17 protein-coding genes are annotated in these 20,849 nt (G+C 40.1%); 1 reads left to right on the top strand and 16 read right to left on the bottom strand.

All coding sequences use genetic code 11. From position 1 onward, the window contains the following. Positions 1-5: 5 nt before the first annotated feature. The 12 genes from QUG14_RS01935 to QUG14_RS01880 form a co-directional block, all read right to left on the bottom strand. On the bottom strand, positions 6-1,325 hold the full coding sequence (locus tag QUG14_RS01935; RefSeq protein WP_289338811.1) for a 6-phospho-beta-glucosidase: 1,320 nt from the start codon (positions 1,323-1,325) through the stop codon (positions 6-8). Between the two features lie 21 nt (positions 1,326-1,346). Next, a complete protein-coding gene (locus tag QUG14_RS01930; RefSeq protein WP_289338810.1) occupies positions 1,347-1,664 on the bottom strand; it encodes a PTS sugar transporter subunit IIA in 318 nt (105 codons plus the stop codon). 62 nt (positions 1,665-1,726) lie between these two features. After that, positions 1,727-3,043, bottom strand: a complete 1,317-nt coding sequence (celB, locus tag QUG14_RS01925; protein WP_289338809.1) for a PTS cellobiose transporter subunit IIC — start codon at positions 3,041-3,043, stop codon at positions 1,727-1,729. Between the two features lie 21 nt (positions 3,044-3,064). Continuing rightward, a complete protein-coding gene (locus QUG14_RS01920) occupies positions 3,065-3,370 on the bottom strand; it encodes a PTS sugar transporter subunit IIB (RefSeq protein ID WP_289338807.1) in 306 nt (101 codons plus the stop codon). A gap of 234 nt (positions 3,371-3,604) precedes the next feature. After that, positions 3,605-5,110 (bottom strand): DHA2 family efflux MFS transporter permease subunit, encoded by a 1,506-nt coding sequence (locus QUG14_RS01915; RefSeq protein ID WP_289338806.1) that lies wholly within the window; start codon positions 5,108-5,110, stop codon positions 3,605-3,607. A gap of 191 nt (positions 5,111-5,301) precedes the next feature. After that, complete coding sequence (locus QUG14_RS01910; protein WP_289338805.1) at positions 5,302-7,254, bottom strand: TRAP transporter permease; 1,953 nt, start codon at positions 7,252-7,254, stop codon at positions 5,302-5,304. After that, the gene (locus QUG14_RS01905) at positions 7,244-7,762 is read right to left on the bottom strand and encodes a DUF1850 domain-containing protein (protein WP_289338804.1); all 519 of its coding nucleotides are present in this window, start codon (positions 7,760-7,762) and stop codon (positions 7,244-7,246) included. Before QUG14_RS01905 ends, QUG14_RS01910 begins: the two co-directional genes overlap by 11 nt. Before the next feature lie 73 nt (positions 7,763-7,835). Next, positions 7,836-8,828, bottom strand: coding sequence for a TAXI family TRAP transporter solute-binding subunit (locus QUG14_RS01900; protein ID WP_289338803.1), 993 nt, complete (start codon positions 8,826-8,828; stop codon positions 7,836-7,838). 148 nt (positions 8,829-8,976) lie between these two features. Further along, positions 8,977-9,960, bottom strand: coding sequence for a proline dehydrogenase family protein (locus tag QUG14_RS01895; protein ID WP_289338802.1), 984 nt, complete (start codon positions 9,958-9,960; stop codon positions 8,977-8,979). A 149-nt stretch (positions 9,961-10,109) separates the two neighbouring features. Continuing rightward, entirely contained in the window at positions 10,110-11,255 is a 1,146-nt protein-coding gene (gene ftsZ, locus QUG14_RS01890; RefSeq protein ID WP_289338801.1) for a cell division protein FtsZ, read from the bottom strand. A 290-nt stretch (positions 11,256-11,545) separates the two neighbouring features. Further along, positions 11,546-12,466 (bottom strand): DUF1002 domain-containing protein, encoded by a 921-nt coding sequence (locus tag QUG14_RS01885; protein ID WP_483310693.1) that lies wholly within the window; start codon positions 12,464-12,466, stop codon positions 11,546-11,548. Between the two features lie 126 nt (positions 12,467-12,592). Further along, positions 12,593-13,777 (bottom strand): MFS transporter, encoded by a 1,185-nt coding sequence (locus QUG14_RS01880; RefSeq protein WP_289338798.1) that lies wholly within the window; start codon positions 13,775-13,777, stop codon positions 12,593-12,595. Between the two features lie 273 nt (positions 13,778-14,050). Between QUG14_RS01880 and QUG14_RS01875 the strand changes: the two genes are divergently transcribed. After that, positions 14,051-15,040 carry an NADPH:quinone oxidoreductase family protein gene (locus tag QUG14_RS01875; protein ID WP_289338797.1) on the top strand — a complete coding sequence of 330 codons (990 nt, stop codon included), beginning with the start codon at positions 14,051-14,053 and terminating at the stop codon, positions 15,038-15,040. Positions 15,041-15,078: 38 nt separating this feature from the next. Here the strand turns inward: QUG14_RS01875 and QUG14_RS01870 are convergent, their stop codons facing one another. From QUG14_RS01870 to QUG14_RS01855, 4 genes are read right to left on the bottom strand one after another with little or no spacing between them, the layout of a single operon-like run. Further along, a complete protein-coding gene (locus QUG14_RS01870) occupies positions 15,079-15,846 on the bottom strand; it encodes an IclR family transcriptional regulator (protein WP_289338795.1) in 768 nt (255 codons plus the stop codon). Positions 15,847-15,884: 38 nt separating this feature from the next. After that, positions 15,885-18,062, bottom strand: a complete 2,178-nt coding sequence (locus QUG14_RS01865; protein ID WP_289338794.1) for a malate synthase G — start codon at positions 18,060-18,062, stop codon at positions 15,885-15,887. Continuing rightward, complete coding sequence (locus QUG14_RS01860) at positions 18,062-19,522, bottom strand: FAD-linked oxidase C-terminal domain-containing protein (RefSeq protein ID WP_289338793.1); 1,461 nt, start codon at positions 19,520-19,522, stop codon at positions 18,062-18,064. Before QUG14_RS01860 ends, QUG14_RS01865 begins: the two co-directional genes overlap by 1 nt. Continuing rightward, positions 19,491-20,849, bottom strand: coding sequence for a (Fe-S)-binding protein (locus QUG14_RS01855; RefSeq protein ID WP_289338792.1), 1,359 nt, complete (start codon positions 20,847-20,849; stop codon positions 19,491-19,493). Before QUG14_RS01855 ends, QUG14_RS01860 begins: the two co-directional genes overlap by 32 nt.

The raw sequence follows: 20,849 nt of genomic DNA, 5'->3' as shown, positions 1-20,849 counted from the left end.
CCTGCTTAATTTTCAAAGAATTGAGGCAAATACTTCTTATGTGCTTCTAACATTTCATCGACGATCGTCTTTGCAATGGTATCTGACGCCACTAGTGGATTAATCGTTAAGGCAAGTACCGCTAGATTATAATCGCCTTTCACTGCCGCTTCACAAGCAATCCGTTCGAATGACTTTATTTGTTGGACTAGACCGCGGACAGGCACGGGAAGATCACCCATAACCAGAGGTTTCGGTCCCTCTTTTGTGATAATACAGCTTACTTCCACAGCACTTTCGTCAGGAATACTGGCAATCGAGCCATTATTGATTGTGTTTACTGGTTGAATGTCACATTTATCGTTGTAGATGGATGAAATTAAACGTACAGCCGCATCGCTGTAATAGGCTCCTCCTCGTTTTTCAAGTTGTGGCGGCTTAATTGAAAGATCGGGATCCTTATAAAGTTCAAAAAGGTCATCTTCTAATTTTTTTACCACTTCAGCACGTGTACCGACTGTTTCCGCATTTTTAATGTCCTTCTCAACCATTTCGCGGGTTTTATAATAATAGTTGTGGTATGGACAAGGAAGTACACCTAATGCCTGAATGAACGCAGGCTCCCACCCTTGACCTTGAATGTTTTTAACAAAACTAGAATTCTCAGGATTTGTTAAAAAATCTATTACTTCCTTTTTCACACTAACGCCATCTACGTAAACATCTAAACCGTATACCATGTGATTTAAACCGGCAAAATCAATCCGCACGCGTGAATGTTCTACCTTTAAAAGTTTTGCTATTCCCATTTCCATCCCAATAGGGACATTACATAATCCCACTACTTTACGATGGTCAGAATATCTTAGAACAGCTTCCGTTACCATTCCAGCAGGATTCGTAAAGTTTACCAGCCAGGCATCTGGGCAAAGTTCCTTAATGTCTTTAACAATATCTAAAATAACCGGAATGGTCCTTAATCCCTTGAATAACCCACCAGGACCATTGGTTTCTTGGCCGAGAACACCATATTTTAACGGGATCCGTTCATCTTTTGCCCGGGCGTCAAGTAAACCAACACGGAATTGTGTTGTCACAAAGTCCGCACCAATTAGCGCTTTGCGCCGGTCGAGTGTTAAATGAACTTCAACAGGCAGCCCCGCCTTTTGAAACATCCGCTTTGCTAAATTTCCGACTATTTCTAACTTTTCCTTTCCTTCCTCAACATCTACTAGCCAAAGCTCTCTTAAAGGAAGTTCATGATAGCGTTTTATAAACCCTTCGACAAGTTCAGGCGTATAACTTGAACCGCCGCCAATTGTGACAATTTTTATTGAATTATTCACTAAAGGTGCTCCTCCTCAAAATTACTGATTCATTTCTTGGCGAATTTCAACCATCTCTCTTGCTAAATCCTTCAACGTCATGGCAGTCATTAAATGATCTTGTGCGTGAATAAGAATAATCGGTATCTCAAAAGATTCTCCACCTGCTTCAGCATGAATCAATTGCGTTTGAAATCGGTGGGCAGCACTTATTTCACTGTCAGCTTCCGTAAGCTTTTCAAAGGCTTCCGAAAAATTTTTTTCTTTCGAGGCAAAAATGGCTTCCATCGCGAGACTACGGGCATTTCCACTGTGTAAAATGAGTTGAAAAGACAGGTTATATAATTCTTCTTTATTCATGGCTCCCCCTCCAAAATAACAATACCAAGAGCTTGCCTACCGGCAAGCTCTCTCTTATTCTTTTATTTTTTAGCCCCTTGTTCGACTAGGTAGTTTTGTTTATCCCATAGCCTAAAGAAAGGATAGTAGATGGCAAAGGAAACGGCTAAGTTAATCAATTGCATTAACGCCCCTCTGATATTTCCACCCGTAGCAAGGTAACCGCCGATAATGGGAGGAGTCGTCCAAGGAACCGCAACCCCTGCTGTCTTAGGTGCAAATCCCGTGCTCATGCCAATATAAGTGGTAATCGTTAAAGCAAGTGGTGCTAAAATAAATGGAACGATAAGCAATGGATTGGCGACGATTGGCGCCCCAAAAGTGATCGGTTCATTGATATTGAATATTCCCGGTCCAATCGCTAATCTGCCCAACGTCTTTGAGTGCTGACTCCTAGCCATAAACAGCATCATTAACGCAAATGTAAACGTGGCACCAGAGCCACCCATATAAATGAAAATATCAAAAAATTGCTGCGTAACAACATTTGGCAGTTCATCACCAGCCGTTAGTGCTACTCTGTTTGCGTCAGTCGCGGCCAGCCAGATTGGTCCCATAACACCACCAACAATGCTCGCACCATGTAAGCCTGTTGACCATAATAACTGAACAAAGAAAACGGCGATTAATGCCCCAATTAATGACCCTCCAAGTGCACCTAAGGGTTCCTGTAACAACTGTCCAACCACGTTGTGTAAGGTTTCAAAGTCGGTAGTTTCGATGAATAAACGAATTAACCAAACAATTAAAATAACAATGAATGCAGGAAATAAAGCAATAAAAGATTTACTAACACTTGGCGGGACTCCGTCAGGCATTTTAATCACAATGTTTTTTTGAATAATAAATCGATAAATTTCAGTTGAAACCATCGCAAGGATCATCGCAACAAACAACCCTCTGCTTCCCAATAATGCGATAGGCAGTACCCCGCCAACTTGGATGGCTTCACTAGCACCTTCTGGTGTAAACATTGAAAAATATGGTGTGGCAAGAATAAAAGCAGCAACGGAAATAGCACCTGCATTTAAAGCATCCACTTTGTAATGCTCTGCTAATCGGTAGGCAATACCAAACCCGGCAATGAGTGCCATGATGTCAAAGGTTGCGGTAACAGGATAAAGAAGTTTGGTTAACCAAGCATCCCCAAAGATACTTGCCATAAATTCCGGATACCCTTCAAACGGTAAGAATCCGATAATTAAGAAAACAGATCCAATGATAATAAGCGGCATCGTTAAGATAATTCCATCACGCAATGCTTGTAAATGTTTCTGACCGGCAACTTTTCCTGCAATCGGCATAAACTTTTCTTCTAAAATTTGAGTAAATTTGGCCATATCTCTTCACCCCTTGTGAAATTATGAACCTATTAAATTCCTCGCAAATTTTAATACCTCCGTACCATTGCACATTCCGTAATGAACAGGGTTAATGGCATCCACTGGAATCCCTTTCTCTATTCCCTTTTTCTTTAATTGAGGCAGCAAATAGCGTACCTGCGGGCCGACCAGTAATACATCCGCATCATCGAGGTGGCTATTCACTTCGTTTGCACTAACCGCCCATATCCTTGCATCAATTCCTTCTGCTTTTGCAGCAGCTTCCATTTTTGATACCAATAAACTAGTAGACATTCCTGCTGCACAGCATAGTAAAATATTCAAAAAATACCCTCCAATCTTAAAATGTAATCGCTTTCATCCTGAGAGAAAATTTTTTTCATTCCTACTAGTTGAGTTTTCTAATTTCTCACTCCCTTCTAAACCACAATTTTCTTAACCGTAGTAAAATATATTCTCATTTCTTAAAAATAGGACATAAGAATAGACAACTTTAATTACCCCAAAAATTAAAAAAAGAAATCGATAGTCGAGAATCGATTTCTTTTAAAAGAGTAATTAACTTTTAGCTAACTTTTTCAATAATTGATCATTCGTTTTGGATTGATTTTCTTCTCGTTTATCTTCTGCAGGCTTGGCTCTTTTAATAAAGAATGACAGAACGAGTGCAACTGCAGAGATTAACGTTGCTACGAAAAAGGAATAGTTAATACCTTCTAACATTGCATTCATCGCAATTTGCTGCTCAGACATATTATTTTGCATTGCCGATGCAGACAATTCTGTTCCGTAGGATTCGGAACGAGTCGACATTACGGTGATTAAAAATGCCGTACCGATTGCCGCTGAAACCTGTTGTAATGTATTGTTCATTGCAGTCCCATGAGGGTAAAAACGCGGTGGTAACTGATTTAACCCATTTGTAGATACAGGCATAAATACCATCGACATTCCAAACATCCGGATAGCATGTAAAATAACCATATACATATAGGTCGTTTCAAACGTCAGTTTGCTAAAATAATATGTTGTTACGGTGGTGATGAGTAAACCAGTTACAGCCAATTTCCGACCGCCAAACTTATCAAACAATCTACCCGTTACAGGTGACATAAAAGCATTCACGACGGCTCCTGGCAACATCATTAAACCTGCATCCAACGGAGAAATCCCTCGGAGGGTCTGAACATAAATTGGCAAAAGCAGCATCCCCGAAAACATCGCCATGTTTACGACCATCGAAATAGCAGAAGATAAAGCAAACATATTGTATTTAAAAATCCTGAAATTTAGCAAAGGCTTCTCTTGTTTTAATTGGCGTAAAATAAATATCACCAACGAAACAATTCCAATGATGATGGTTAAATAAACTTGCGGGCTGTCCCAGCCTTTATTACCAGCAGAACTAAATCCATAGAGCAGGCCACCAAAGCCGACACTTGACAACAGAAGAGAAAAAACATCAAGGGTGAGATCCACTTTCTCCTTTTTATCTTTTAGCTTCAAAAAGCCAATTAATAATATGACACCTGCAATCGGTGTAACAAAATGGAACAACATTCTCCAATCATAATGTTCAATAATCCAACCAGATAAAGTAGGACCAATAGCAGGTGCGAACATGAGGATTAATCCGAAAACCCCCATCGCCGTTCCTCTTTTTTCAATCGGAAAACTGACTAACATAACATTCATCAACAATGGCATCATAATAGCAGAACCAGAAGCTTGTACCATTCGTGCTGTTAGCAGGATAGGAAATGCATGAGCAATACCGGCAATAATCGTACCAGCAGTAAACAGCCCCATTGCAACTAAGAACAGCCGCCTGACAGTATATTTTTGAATAAGGTAGGCAGTAGAAGGAATCAAAATTCCATTGACCAGCATAAAACCGGTGGTCAGCCACTGAACCGTTGCTGTATTTACATCTAAATCCTTCATAATTGAAGGTAACGCAACATTTAATAAAGTATTATTTAAAAAAGCAATAAAGGCACCGATCATTAAAACAGCAAGAATGCCATATGGCGGCTTGCCTGGTTTATCAATGGATTGTTCCATTCGTATATATCCCCCTGTTGATCTATTCTCTTTATTCTGCTCCAATTCAATCATAAAATCTATCGTAAACTACGAAATCTTATAATTCAATAAATATTAATCACACTTTTTGACAAATTTCTACTCCTTTGTAAAATAAATAGAAAAAACTCGTACCCCAACATTTTGGGTTCCGAGTTTTTTCTATTTATTTAATTTTGTAGTTTAGGAACTTTATCCCGGTTATAGAAATATTGCAAAGCAAGTAAGACAGCAAACAAAATCAACCCGATGATATCAGAGATTTTGTCTGGATAGATTAAGCATAACCCTGCACCAAGGGACACGATCCGTTCAATCCAGTTCAATTTTCGCACCCAAAAACCAATAACCCCTGCGCTTATTGCAATCATACCCGTTAAAGCGGTAAACACTACCCATATCAAATACGTCCATGTTGTATCAATCATCAGCAATTCAGGCGAAAAAACAAACATGTAGGGAATGATAAAAGCGGAAATGGCAAGTTTCGTTGATTCCACGCCCGTTCGAAATGGTTCTCCACCAGAAATTGCCGCACCGGCAAATGCTGCAAGCGCCACTGGAGGCGTAATATCCGCAACAATTCCAAAATAGAACACAAACAAGTGTGCTGATAAATCTGGAACTCCTAATAAAATGATCGCTGGTGCTGCAATTGTTGAAGTGATTACATAATTAGCAGTTGTTGGAGAACCCATACCTAATATCAAGGAAGCAATCATGGTTAAAAACAAGGTTGGTAATAATGCCCCTCCTGCAAAGTCCAGCAGCCCATTCGCCATTTTCAAGCCTAGTCCTGTTTTCGTTACCACTCCAACAATGATGCCTGCAGCTGCACATGCCGCAGCAACACCTAATGCTGACCTCGCCCCATCCACCAATGCATCGATGATTCCTTTAAATCCGATTCTCGTATTTTTCTTAAAGGCACTTACCACAACTGTTATGACAATCGACCAAAGTGCAGCACGAATGACACTCATCCCTGAACTTAACAAAAGAACAATCGCAATGATAGGAAGTAATAAATAGAGCTTCCCAAGAACTTCTTTCCTGTTTGGCATTTCTTCCTTTGTTAACCCACGAAGACCGATTCGCTTTGCTTCAAAATGAGTCATGATCCAAATACCTGCAAAATAAAGTACCGCAGGGATTGCAGCTGCCTTTGCAATTTCCCAGTAACTGATTCCACCGATAAACTCTACCATTAAAAAAGCGGCAGCTCCCATAACCGGTGGCATCAACTGGCCACCTGTAGAAGAAGACGCTTCAACGGCTCCCGCAAACTCCTTTTTATAACCGAGGTTTTTCATCATTGGTATTGTAAAGGCACCAGATGTAACTACGTTTGCTACCGAACTCCCGCTGATCGTTCCTTGCAAAGCGCTCGAAAAAACAGCAACCTTCGCAGGACCGCCGACACTCCTTCCGGCAATGGCAATAGACAGGTCGTTAAAATACTCCCCAACTCCTGTTTTGATCAAAAAGGAACCAAATAATAAGAAGAGAAAGATAAACGTGGAAGATACGCCTAGCGGTGTACCAAGAATACCTTCTGTTGTATAAAACATCGTCTGCACTAAACGATCCAATTCAAGTCCTCGATGGGCGATCACACTCGGCATATATGGTCCAAATACCGCATATCCCATAAAAATAATCGCAATAATCGTAATCGGCAGACCAACCGTCCTGCGAGTTGCCTCTAATACAAGTAGTATGGCGGCAAGCCCAACAAAAAAATCAACTTGTGTCATATTTCCAGTCCTTAAGACCAAATCATCAATCATCACTGGCCAATAAGCACCAACAATGACAGAGATAATTGCTAGGATGATATCATACCAAGCCACCTTATACTCCTTTCCCCTATTCTTCTTTCGCGCGGGGAATAATAATAATATAAGTGCAAGTGCAAAGCCTAAATGAATAGTTCGTTGAAGCTGTGCGGTTAACATTCCGAAAATACCTGTATAGACATGAAATAACGAGAATGCTAACAACCCTGCGAATGCAATCCAACGAGCAATTCCTTGTAACTTCCGGGTACCTGCTTCAGGGTCATATTTCTCTAAAAGTTCCTGTTGCTTTGCTTCTGAAAGAGCTTGTTCATTATGACTCAAGGATATTCACTCCTTTCCATAGCTCAAAGTAGTTCAATTTACGAATTTCCACTTTTACAGAACTTCCAGGTGCAATACTCTGGGATAATGGATATTCCTTATTGTTAAAGATCACTTTATGATTGGCAATAACCTGTCCGATTCGTAAATGAAAGAAAGGAAAAATCCGTTTCATATTTTTGATATAGTAGCTTCCATTTATCTGTTCAAACGTTTCTCCCGCTTCAGCATTGGAGGGCATGCCAATAGCAAAATCCTCATACATCAGTTCAACTTGTTGAAGTTTTTGATCGGGAGTAATTTTATAGCTTTCTACAACATCCGATAAATGAATCGAATGGGTATATCTAATTTGAAAGGTCGTTACATCTTTAATTGGAATATAGGCAAGGGTTGCTTTCGTATTATTTGGTTGGAAAACAATGGCTTGATGTTGTGGTATGACTGCAAAAAGGATGATAATTATAAGGAAGATTGATAGATATAGTAATCTTTGAAAATTACTCATTGCCCCTCCTATTCAATGGAAAAGGTGGCCGGCTATTCTCAGCCGGCCAGGAATTAAAATGAAAGTGTATCTTTTACTTTGCTGTAACACCTTTTTCATCAAAATATTTTTGGGCTCCTGGATGTACATCAATTCCTACACCATTCAATGCATTTTCTACCTTAATTAATTTCCCTTTAGCATGTGTTACTTTATCAAGATTTTCAAAAATTGCTTTGGTAATATCATAAACAACATTCTCTGAAAGATCACTGCTTGCCACTAGCATCGCTTGAACAGCGACTGTTGTAACAGCAGACTCCATTCCATATGTGCCTGAAGGTATCTCTTCCTTTACATAAAATGGATACTTTTCAATGAGGCTGTCAATTTTGTCTTGTTCAATCGGAACAATCACGACATCCTCCGTTGCACCCAGGCTTTCAACTGCACCGGTCGGTGTTCCTGCTGTTACAAAAGCCGCATCAATCGTACCATCTTGAATCCCTTGCGTAGATTCGTCGAAGGATAAATCTTGTTTATTAATATCATCAAAAGTCATGCCATGTACTTCAAGAATTTGCTCGGCATTGGCAACAGTACCTGAGCCAGGTGCTCCCACGGAAACCTTTTTTCCTTTTAAATCCTCAACGGATGTAATACCTGAATCCTTTGTTGTTACAATTTGAATGGTTTCTGGATATAATGTCGCGATCGCCTGTACATTTTCAACTTTATTGTTTTCAAACATTAATTTTCCGTCGACAGCATAGGAAGCAATATCGGTTTGGGAAAAGGCAATTTCAGCATCACCATTCTTAAGGGTGGTCATATTCTCAGCAGAAGCACCGCTTGTTTCAGCATTCGTATCTATCCCGGTTGCATCTTTAATGATTTCTGCAAAGGAGCCGCCTAACGGATAGTAAGTTCCGCCAGTCCCACCTGTTAGAATACTTATGAACTTTGGCTTTTCTTCCTCTTCATTAGCAGGCTTTTCGCCGCCATCCTCTTGGTTACCACAAGCAGCAAGAATCATAGAAAGTGTTAAGAGAAAGACCATTGATAGATAAAATCGTTTCTTTTTCAAAATATTTCCCCCTTTTTTATAAAACTCAGTCCATCAATCAATACTTATTATTTATAAGTTACAAACTTGTCAATTTTGACAATAATAGTCCTTTAGACCTATAACAATTCCATAAAGAAACCCTCTCATTTGAGAGGGTAATAATAACTTATCTACGTTTCTTTTTAGCTTTATTTGTTAGTCTTCCCAACAAAAATGCACCTGCAGCAACACCGATAATGGTGTTTGTTTTTTTAGTAAAAACTTGCTTCGCAACTAGATTTAAGTTCTGCGGTCTTTCCGCTAGACGTCGCATGAAATAGCCATACCAGTCATTACCGAAAGGAACATAGGTACAGAAGTTGTAGCCTTCTTTTGCTAGCTGCAGTTGCATGTCTTTTCTAAAACCATAAAGCATTTGAAATTCAAATTGATCATTCGGAATATGATTCTTTTTAACAAATGCCTTTACATGATTAATAATAGTATGATCATGGGTGGCAATGGAGGTAAACTTTCCATTTAATAAATGCCACTCAATTAATTTAATAAAGTTAGCATCAATATCTTTTTTATCTTGGTAAGCGTATTCAATTGGCTCCTTATAAGCCCCTTTTACAATTCGTAAACGGTGATTTTTATATCTTTCAAGGTATTCATCAGCACGAAGCAAATAAGCTTGAATAACGGTTCCAACGTTATCATATTCCTTAGACAAATCATCCAAAACATCAAAAGTAGGCTGTAGATGGCTAGTGTCTTCCATGTCGATATTAACAAAAATACCATAGTTGTTTGCCCTATCAACAATTTCTCTTAAGTTGTTTAAGCAGAAGCTGTATTCGATGTCTAAACCTAATTGGGTAGGTTTTAAAGAGATATGCGCATCAACATTATGCTCATGAATGGCTTCTATAACCTTTAGAATTTGTTCTTTTGCTTCTGTTGCTTCTTCTTCTTTAAAGACAAATTCACCTAAATTATCAACGGTACATGAGATACCATGCGCATTTAATTCCTTAATACTTTTTATTACCTCATCGATATTCGTACCTGCAACAACACTTTGTGCACCCATTTTTAAACCATACTTTTTAGCTGCACTATTTAAAAATTGGTTTTGAGATAAGCCCATAAAAATATCTTTCAACATAGCGATTACTCCTTGCTGTTGTAAATTTCACTATTATTTTAGCATAAATGTTTTTAATTCTCCTCATGTTTTAAAAAAATTGTCGAAATCGAATTATTCGGTCAATAAAAAGGCTGCCGAGAATTTTCTCAGCAGCCTTGGTGTTCGCTTTATCTTCTATTACGATTACGCAAGAATGTTGGAATATCCAGCGTATCTTCTGTTTGTTGTGGTCTTGGTCTTTCAAAACTTTGAGGAGCTTCTTCTTGAACACTCTGCTCACGTCGCCCAATACCCTGTGACTGTGGTCTTGAATTTATTTCCCTTGTAGGCGCGGCAGTGTTTTTCCTAGATGATAATTCTGTTTCAGAAAACCCTGTAGCGATAACGGTAATCATAATTTCATCTTTGAAGTCTTCGTTAATAATCGAACCAAAGATCATATTTAGTTCCTTGTCAGCAGCAGAAGAAACGATATCTGCAGCCTCTTGAACTTCATAAAGACTTAAATTACTGCCACCAGTAATATTCATTAATACACCTTGGGCTCCATCAATGGATGTTTCTAGTAAAGGGCTAGAAATAGCTTTCTTAGCTGCTTCCACTGCACGGTCTTTACCTTTAGCAAGTCCAATACCCATTAAGGCTGTCCCTTGGTTAGACATAATGGTTTTCACATCAGCAAAATCGAGGTTGATTAATCCAGGGACCGCAATTAAATCGGAAATTCCTTGAACACCTTGTCGAAGTACATTATCTGCCTCACGGAAAGCTTGAATCATCGGAGTCTTTTTATCTACGATTTGCAGTAAGCGATCATTTGGAACGATAATCAACGTGTCAACTGCTTCACGCATTAAATCAATTCCAGCCGCTGCATTTGTTGAGCGTTTACGACCTTCAAATCCAAAAGGACGTGTTACGACACCAATCGTTAACGCACCCAGTTCACGAGAAATTTGTGCAATGGCAGGCGCAGCACCTGTCCCCGTTCCTCCGCCCATACCAGCGGTAACGAAGACCATGTCTGCTCCTTTTAGTACTTCCTGGATTTGCTTTCTGCTCTCTTCAACTGCATTTCTACCAACCTCAGGATTGGCCCCAGCGCCTAAGCCTCTTGTTAGGGTGGCACCGATTTGCATTTTTATTTCTGCTTTTGATAGTTTTAGGGCTTGGGCATCAGTATTAACCGCAATAAATTCAACGCCTTGAACTCCGTCTTCAATCATTCGGTTTACGGCATTATTTCCACCGCCGCCAACACCGATTACTTTTATTCTTGCTACTTGATCTATATCCATTTCAAAATCCCACATGAATGATTCCTCCTGCTCCCGCCAAATTCATTGCTCATTATTCAAAATTCAAAAAATTCAAATGAGTATTTTTAATTTTTGAGCTTTTAGTAGATTTATGACTATATATCTAAATTATAATCTAACTAAAGCATATTTTTGTGAATTTTGTCGAAACTTTTTTCCTTAAATACTATTTTAACAAAAAACTGGGGATTTTTATATAGTCCTGTAGTAACTCCTCTTTATTTTATCATTAAAATTTTGTTACAAACGAACGAAAGGCTCAGTTCTATGACTGAGCCTGCTAATTATGAGAATATACTTTTAATGCTATCGATTAATTCTTTAAAGAAATCGGATACTTTTTGTAGAAAGTTCTTGTCACCTACTGCTTCTTCGATTCGTTGCTGGATGTCCTGGGTCAGAGTTTCGAGCTGCGATTTGACATTATCAAAATTAATATTGAGGTTTCTCATTTTTTCAAATAAATCTAGTAAGAGTTGGCGGTCTTGTTCACTCAAGTTAATTTCTAAAGTCTTTAACTTTTCATCAATAATCGCAGCAAGTTCTTCTTTGGTTGCTGGATTCTGCTCCGCTATTTCTTTTTTAATTTCTGTTAATAACTCACTTACTTTATCCTGATCCATGCCTTCTTTCTTTGCAAGGTCAGTAGCTAAATTCAATTCTTCATTGGCAACCTCTGTACGGTCCTTGTTTAGCCCTGCCCCTTCTCCTTCATCATAGGCTTTGTAGATGCCAACTAATGCGGAATGCCCGCTTACCTTTACAGGAGAAGCAACATCCACCACCGCATCCTGAATTCCAGCAGTCAGTAAGGCATTGGCATACATTTCATCGGTAACCTCTGTAATGTTTTCTGGCGTGACTTGGTTGATTACAAGCCCTTTACCTGAGTCTTTTCTAGTAATTTTTGCGGAGGAGTACATATTGGAATGGCGGTCACCTTTAATATAGGTAACTAGGTCTTCTCCGGAAACAGTGATTTCTTTCACCTTGCTAGTGTCCGTTACGTTTAAAAGCTTTCTTACCTCATCCTTTTGTGCTGCAGATAGCGCCTCCCCATACACAACAATCGGCAAACCAAACTTTTCGTTAATGCTTTCTTCATTATTGCCATTAGTATCGGCGAAAACCTTGCTTGTACTACTCACTGACATTATGAATGTAAGAATAATAGCAAATGCAGTCACCTTGTAAAAACGTTTCATATTAATCTCTCCTTAACAAATTTCTAAGCTGCTATAAACTAAAAGACGGAAAAAAGGGCAAATAGGTTTCAACCACATAAAGTTATCCTATGCAGAACATACGAAAACCATCCCGGAGGATGGCTTCTACCCTTTTGCAAAGCCGCGAATATTACTCAAATTGAAAAGATAAAAAAGACAGGAGACTACTCCTAAAAAGAAAAAACCTGAAACTACTGAAATACTAGACGAGATGATTCCAAATCCTATGCCAACCGTGAACGTAATAACGCTCTCTATTAAGGATTGAAAGGACTCAATCGTAGCTCGTATCTCTGAACTTCCATGATGGTGCAGATATCCTGTAACGACAGGGTCAATTACTCCACTGGCAAAAAAGATGATAAGAATCATGATTATGCCAACAATCCCGGGAAAAATAGCTGTCATAAAAAAGCAAACAGTCGTTATCCCAAGAATAAATAGAATGATTGATTCTGCTCTAAAATAGGTGAGCAGATTGGCCGCTAGTAAGTTTCCTGGAATTCTCACCAGTGATAGTAAGGCTGAAAATACTCCGAACAATAGTACAGAAAACTCCATCTCATCTAAATAAAGCTGCCAAAACTCATCCAAATACGTGATACAGGCAGCTATAGCCATAGCATTTGTAATAACAGAAACTAATCTTGGATTGGTTTTATAAAAGGATATGGATTTCCTTAGATAAATCTTAAAGTGATCCTGTTTCGCTTTCTTATTTTCAATCAGACTTATCCTTGAAGGCTCTTTTACCAGCAAAGTAAGTACGAGGGCAAGGAACATGCTTATTACCGAAAGAATATAGTTAAACTCAAATCCATAATATTTTGCGAGAACTCCCCCCGAAAGTGCCGCAATTAATGAGCCGATTAAATCAAGAGAATTCAGTCTCCCCACAATTTTTTCAAAGGAACGTTGCATATTGACAGCAGCCAGTGAGTCATAAAGAAGCGCATTCCACGCCCCACTTGTGCAGGCGCTGGAAATACCTGCTAAACTTACCACCAAGGCAAATGTCCAAAAGTGATGGGCAAAAAGCAAAATAATAAATTCAAACATTGATAGGACTGCTCCGACAACAAGCAGTGGTTTTCTGCCAAATTTATCGGCAACTACTCCTGTGGGTATCTCAAAAATAACAATCGTTACAGCGTAGATAATTTCACAAAGGACAACCATTAAAACCGTCATCCCCCGCTGCTCCCAGAACAGTCTTTCGATTACGTATGCCGGGATAAGGTTATGAAAAAAGATAATCAGATAAAGTTTATTAATGTTTTTTACCATCATCCTGATGACTCCTCCTTTTTTTCACTTCTGAAAAAGAAGGTCAAAGGAGGTGGACGAATGGTCTGTTTAGATTAACAAGGGGGTCTTACCAAATACATAAAATCATCTCCTAATTTTATTATCTGTATCTATTTTAGTTCAATGTATTGCATTTAGTACACGATTTACTACTCTTTTGATAATTGACTCAGATTAACGTATGAGTTCTATACTCTTACTATAATGTAGTATGATGGAAATGGAAATTTTTTAATTTAGAAGGAGGCTATTCGCATGAATGAAGATTTCATGGCCTTAGTCGTTAATAAATCCGAAACTGATTTTACCCTTGGTATTAAAAATGTTTCGTTTAATGAGTTGCCAGTGGGAGAGGTTTTAATCAAAGTTGCCTATTCAAGCATTAATTACAAAGATGGTTTAGCCAGTATTCCTGACGGTAAAATCGTAAGGTCCTATCCATTTGTTCCTGGGATTGATTTGGCAGGTGTGGTGGTTTCCTCGGAAGACCCTCGCTACAAAGAGGGAGATCAAGTTATTGCTACCAGCTATGAAATTGGTGTCTCACATTATGGCGGTTACAGTGAATATGCGAGGATACCTGCTGATTGGATTGTCCCACTTCCAGAAAACCTTAGCCTAAAAGAAGCAATGATCTACGGAACTGCTGGGTTAACGGCAGCCCTTTCCGTTCAAAGACTCGAAGAAAATGGGCTTACTCCTGAAAAAGGGAAAGTGTTAGTTACTGGAGCTACTGGAGGTGTAGGAAGTATCGCAGTTGGTATTTTAGCAAAACGAGGTTACGACGTTGTCGCAAGTACTGGAAAATCGAGTGAACGTGATTATTTACATAAACTCGGGGCAAAAGAGGTTGTTTCGAGAGAAGAAGTTTATAACGGAAAAATCAAAGCTTTAGATAAACAGCTTTGGGCAGGTTGTGTTGATCCTGTTGGCGGAGAATCATTAGCGGCTGTTTTAAGTAAAATCCATTACAATGGTTCCGTTGCTGTCAGTGGACTAACAGGCGGCGGGAACGTTCCTACAACGGTGTTTCCATTCATCCTTCGTGGTATCAACCTACTTGGGATTGATTCTGTTTATTGTCCAATGGATGTACGCAAACCACTATGGGAGCGAATGGCAACTGATTTTAAACCAGAGGTTCTGAATTCCATTTCCAAAGAAATAAGCTTAGAAGAGCTTCCACAAACACTTCCGCTTATTTTGCAAGGGCAGGCAAAAGGACGATTTATCGTAAAAATATAAAGGAAAGCCGCAAAACTTCACCAGTTTTGCGGCTTTTTTTATTGAACATAACCAAGTCTAGCAGATAGCTCTTTGCTGGTTTGAATCATGATGGGGCCGAGCTGATTCAATCGATTCTTGGTCATCCTTGTGGTTGGACCAGATATGCTCACTGCTGCGACTGCCTTTCCTAAATGATCGAACACCGGCGCAGCGATACAGGTTATCCCGTATTCATTTTCTTCTAGGTCTAAAGAAAATCCTCTAAGTCTTATCTCTTTTAACTCTTGCAAGAAGGCTTCCCTCGAAGTAATGGTAAGGTCTGTATGATAAGGCAGTCCTTTTCGATCAAGAATGGCAATGACATCATGTTCCGGTAGATGAGCAAGAATCGCCTTCCCAACGGATGTACAATGCATTGGTGCTCTTTTTCCAACCTTTGAATGCGTTCGTAACGTTTCCGTACCTTCTAATTTTTCAATATAGACCACTTCTCCCTGATCATAGACGACTAAGTGAATCACTTCATTCGTCATCTTTTCAAGTTCCTGAAGAAATGGTTTCGCTTCCGTTCTTAAGTCAATTGATTCTAACAGCTTTGAACTAACATCTAGAAACTTATAGCCAAGTTTGTATTTCCCTGTTTCACGATCCTGTTCGATATAGCCATATTGAGCCAGAGTAGAAAGAGTTCTAAAAACGGAGCTTTTATTGATATCAATTTGATTCGCAATCTCGGTAACACCAAGTCCGCCTTTTTTCGTGCTCACTAACGCAATGATCTCCAGTGCCCTGCTTACAGACTTTACCACATTTTCTCTTTGCAACTTGTTCACCTCTTAAGCAGAACTTTGACAAGGCATTCTTACGATTTGACCGAGAACTTTGCTTTTGCTTCAATTCGGCGGCTATGCAAAATTGGTTCGGTATATCCATTTGGCTGCTCATATCCCTTAAAAACTAAGTCACATGCCGCCTGGAAGGCAACTGATTGTTCGAAGTCAGGTGCCATTGGCCGGTATGCAGAATCCCCTGCATTTTGTTCATCTACTACTTTAGCCATTCGCTTCATTGTTTCTTCCACTTGTTCTTTTGTGCATATTCCATGATGCAGCCAATTGGCCATATGCTGGCTGGAAATCCGAAGAGTAGCTCGGTCTTCCATCAGCGCAACATTATTAATATCAGGTACCTTTGAACAGCCTATTCCCTGCTCTACCCACCGTACCACATAGCCTAGTATCCCTTGCGCATTGTTATCAAGTTCTGCTTGAATTTCTGCCGGGCTCCAATTCGTTTTTTGTGCAACAGGGATCTGTAAGATATCATCTCGTAAATCTGATATGCTTCCAAGCAGATAATTTTGTACTTCCTTTACATTTACTTGGTGGTAATGCAGAGCGTGAAGGGTTGCAGCTGTTGGTGATGGAACCCATGCCGTATTACCGCCAGCCAATAAATGACCGATTTTTTGCTTTAACATATCTTCCATTAAATCAGGCATCGCCCACATGCCTTTGCCAATCTGTGCACGCCCTTGGAAACCTGTAGCCAAGCCATTATTTACATTCGATTTTTCATAACTTTGCAGCCAGAGTGTTGTTTTCATTTCATTTTTACGTATCATCGCTCCAGCCTCCATCGAGGTGTGCATTTCATCGCCCGTCCTGTCAAGAAATCCAGTGTTTATGAAGACAACACGGTCTTTCACTTCCTTGATGCAGGCTTTTAGATTTAAAGAGGTCCGGCGTTCCTCATCCATGACACCAATTTTCAGCGTATGTCTGGATAATCCGAGTAAATCTTCTGTCCGGTTAAACAGCTCATTTGCAAAGGCCGCTTCCTCTGGACCATGCATTTTTGGCTTTACAATATAGATAGAGCCCGTTTCTGAATTTTTGAAAGTGGTGTTTCCAATTATAGAATGCTTTGCACATAGAGAGGTAATAACAGCATCGATGATTCCTTCCTGCACTTCATTCCCGTCCCCGTCGAGAATGGCATTATTGGTCATCAAATGGCCGACATTTCGGACTAGCATTAACGCTCGACCAGGCAAGGTGAATTCACTGCCGTCAGATGACACATAGGTACGATCAGAATTTAGAGTCCGAGTTAAGGTTTTATTTCCTTTTGAAAAAGTGGCCGAAAGATCGCCTTTATTTAAACCCAGCCAATTCCGATACACCGTGACCTTATCTTGTGCATCTACTGCTGAAACGGAGTCTTCACAATCCATAATGGAAGTGAGCGCAGACTCTAGGAGTATATCTTTTACACCTGCGGCATCTGTTTTTCCAATAGGATGGCTTCGATCCACTTGAATTTCAAAATAGTTATCGTTATTTCGGAACAGGACAGCAGAAGGTTGTTCGGGATTCCCTTGATACCCGACAAATTTTTCATCGTTTTGTAAATGAGTTTTATTACCGTTTTGGAGTGTTACCACTAAACTTCCTTTTGCAATCGAATAGTTTACTGCTTCGTTATGTGAACAATCTTGTAAAGGAATACTTTCATCTAGAAACTTCCTGGCAAATGCGATAACTTTTTCCCCTCGTACCGGGTTATATCCACCTTGGTTTTTGGCGCCGCCCTCATCACTTATTACATCGGTCCCATAAAGCGCATCGTACAAACTTCCCCAACGGGCATTTGCTGCATTAATCGCATATCGGGCATTATCCACTGGCACAACTAATTGAGGACCTGCTTTTGTAGCAATTTCATCATCTGCTCCTTCTGTCGAAATCTTGAAATCCTTCGGTTCTGGAAGAAGGTAACCGATTTCTTCTAAGTATGCCTTGTATCTATCAAAATCGAATTCTTTATTTTCTCGGTGCCAAGTATGAATCTTCCTCTGAAGTTCATCCCTTTTTGCTAGTAATTCCTTATTTTTAGGAGTCAATTCAGTGATGATTTTTTCAAATCCTGCCCAAAACGCATTCTGATCCACTTGGCTTCCAGGCAATGCTTCTGAATCAATAAAATCAACTAATTCTCCAGCAACCTGTAAATCTCCTATTTTCACATACTTACTCATTATACTTCCTCCCTTACAATTTTTATTTCTTTTTTCATTTCAACACAGCGACCTGGGGTTGGAAACAGTTTTCCCGCATTTAAGAGATTATCTGGATTAAATACTTCTCGAATATTGGTCTGTGCAAGTATTTCCTCGTCCTTAAAAACAAAACGCATTTCCTCGCGCTTTTCAATTCCAACACCATGCTCACCAGTAATGGTTCCGCCAACGTCAGCACAAGCCTTCAAGCAAGCACTGCCGGCTTTCAACGCTTTTTCCGTTTCCCCTGGCTTACGGGCATCAAATAGAACTAGTGGATGGAGGTTACCGTCACCTGCATGAAAAATGTTCGCAATCCGCAAGCCGGATTCTTCACTAATCTGCGCAATTTTCCTGAGTACCTCTGGAAGTCTGCTTCTGGGAATGACTCCATCCTGTACTAAGTAATCAGGAGAAATGGCTCCCATCGCTCCAAAGCCGGTTTTACGATTGGCCCACCACCGTCCTCTTTCTGCCTCATCCTGAGACGCTCGAACCTCACGTACGTTACATTTTTTACAAACCTCTAAGATTTGATTGATCTGTTCTTCGATTCCTACGGCAATTCCGTCCACTTCAATTAATAGTAAAGCTTCAATGTCCTTTGGATGTCCGACAGGGAATGCCGCAGCCTCCACCGCCTCAATGGCTGTTTTGTCCATCATCTCCAGTGCAGCGGGAACAATGCCGGCTGAGATAATGTCAGAAACTGCTTGGCTTCCATCTTCAACCTTATTGAAATAGGCAAGGACCGTCTGTTTTCCTTCAGGATTTTTTAATATACGGACCGTGATCTTGGTAACAATTCCTAGCGTCCCTTCTGAGCCCGTTAGTAATCCGAGTAAATCGTATCCAGGTTCATCCAAAACTCCATTCTTGCCAATCTCAATTATCTCCCCATTTGGGAGCACGACTTCAAGACCAAGTATATGGTTGGTTGTAACGCCATATTTTAGACAGTGGGCACCGCCTGCATTTTCTGCGACATTTCCTCCAATCGTGCAGCAATATTGACTCGAAGGATCGGGGGCATAATAATAGCCTTGATCAGAAATAGAGTTTGTTAGTTTCAGATTGACGAAGCCTGGTTCAACTACCGCTCTTCTGTTCTCAAGGTCAACACTAATTAGTTTTTTCATGCGAACCATACTGATGATAACTTCTCCGTTAATAGGAATGGCACCACCGCTTAGTCCTGTTCCCGCTCCTCTAGCTAAAAAAGGAAGACCATTCTCAGAGCAATATTTTACTAGTTTGGAAACTTCTTCTGTATTTTTCGGGAAAACAACAGCTTTAGGCAAATGCTTATGAATCGTAAATCCATCGCAATCATAGGCGAGCACATCTACTTTTTTATATAAAATGGATCGAGGACCGTCCACGATAGCAGCGAGATTGATAATATGCTTATCCGTTGTATTCAACTTTAAGACTGCCATCGTTGTATTCCACTCCCTCTTTTTGATAGGCCCAATCTAGCAGCTGAACCGTATGGACTATTTTCTGGTTTCGTCCGTATTTTTGCACTCCTAGAGCCATTTGCATCATACAGCCGGGATTTCCCATTGAAATCATTTCAACATCTTCTGGCACATTTTCCATTTTAGATTTTAGGACAGCGTCAGCCATGTCAGGATTGGTAAGATTATAGATTCCTGCACTTCCACAACATCGGTCTGCGTTGGGCATTTGAACCATTTCTACTCCCGGGATATCTAGGAGAATGTCACGAGGTTCCTGCCTCACGCCTTGCCCATGTGCTAAATGACAGGCATCATGATAAGTGATTCTTGTTTTTAACATAGTTTTTGGCTTTTCATAGCCGGTGTCGTGTAAGTATTTAGAAATATCCACTACCTTCTTTTCGAACCGTTCCGCTCTTTTTTTCCATTCTGGTTCATCACGGAATAATTCTGTATATTCCTTCATCATGCAGCCACAGCCGGCTGCATTGACAATCAACTTTTCAGCCTTCTCAAAAGCTTCAATATTTTGCTTGGCTAGTTTTCTTCCCATTTCTCTATCACCGGCATGCACATGCAATGCGCCGCAGCATGTTTGGTTTTTCGGGATGCCTACATCATTTCCATTTCTAGTGAGTACATTGATGGTCGATTCGTTAATATCACTAAAGAATACATCCATCACACAGCCAGTCAGTAGCGCTACTTCCTGCTTTGATTCACCTTTCGCTTTGATGACAGCCGGATATTTTTTGCGTACCGATCCCTTTACTTCTGGCAGAATAGCTTCCATTTCCGCTAAATGCTGCGGCATGATATTGATCAACTTTGTTTTTCGGATTACGGTTTGTAAGCCGCTTTGCTGATAAAATCTTAACAGACCGCCGAGTGCGTTTAAGCGGTTGTGATGAGGGAATACCCCATGGAGAAAAAACTTGTTTGCTGCTTTCTTCCACCCTTTTAGTGGAATCGCTTGCCTGACTTGACCACGCGCTTCCTCAATAAGTCCGCCAACATCTATATCCACAGGACATGCGGTCGTACAGGCCCGGCAATCCAAACAAGAAAACACGGGCTCAGCAAAATGTTCATCCACATGCAGCTTTCCTTCAGCCACTGCTTTAATCAAATAGACACGACCTCGTGGTGAATGCTGCTCTTCACCCGTTTGTTCATATGTAGGACATGATTCCAAGCACATTCCACAATGGACACAATCAGCCCATTTACTTTCCTGAGGCGGGTCATGCCATAGATAGTTTCCTAGAGAAGAGGTACATGTCGGTTCATGTTTTCCTCTCAT

The organism is Neobacillus sp. CF12 (assembly GCF_030348765.1).
Lineage (GTDB): Bacteria > Bacillota > Bacilli > Bacillales > Cytobacillaceae > Neobacillus.
The sequence above is the reverse complement of the archived record's forward strand: the minus strand, read 5'-3'. Positions and strand labels throughout refer to the sequence as shown.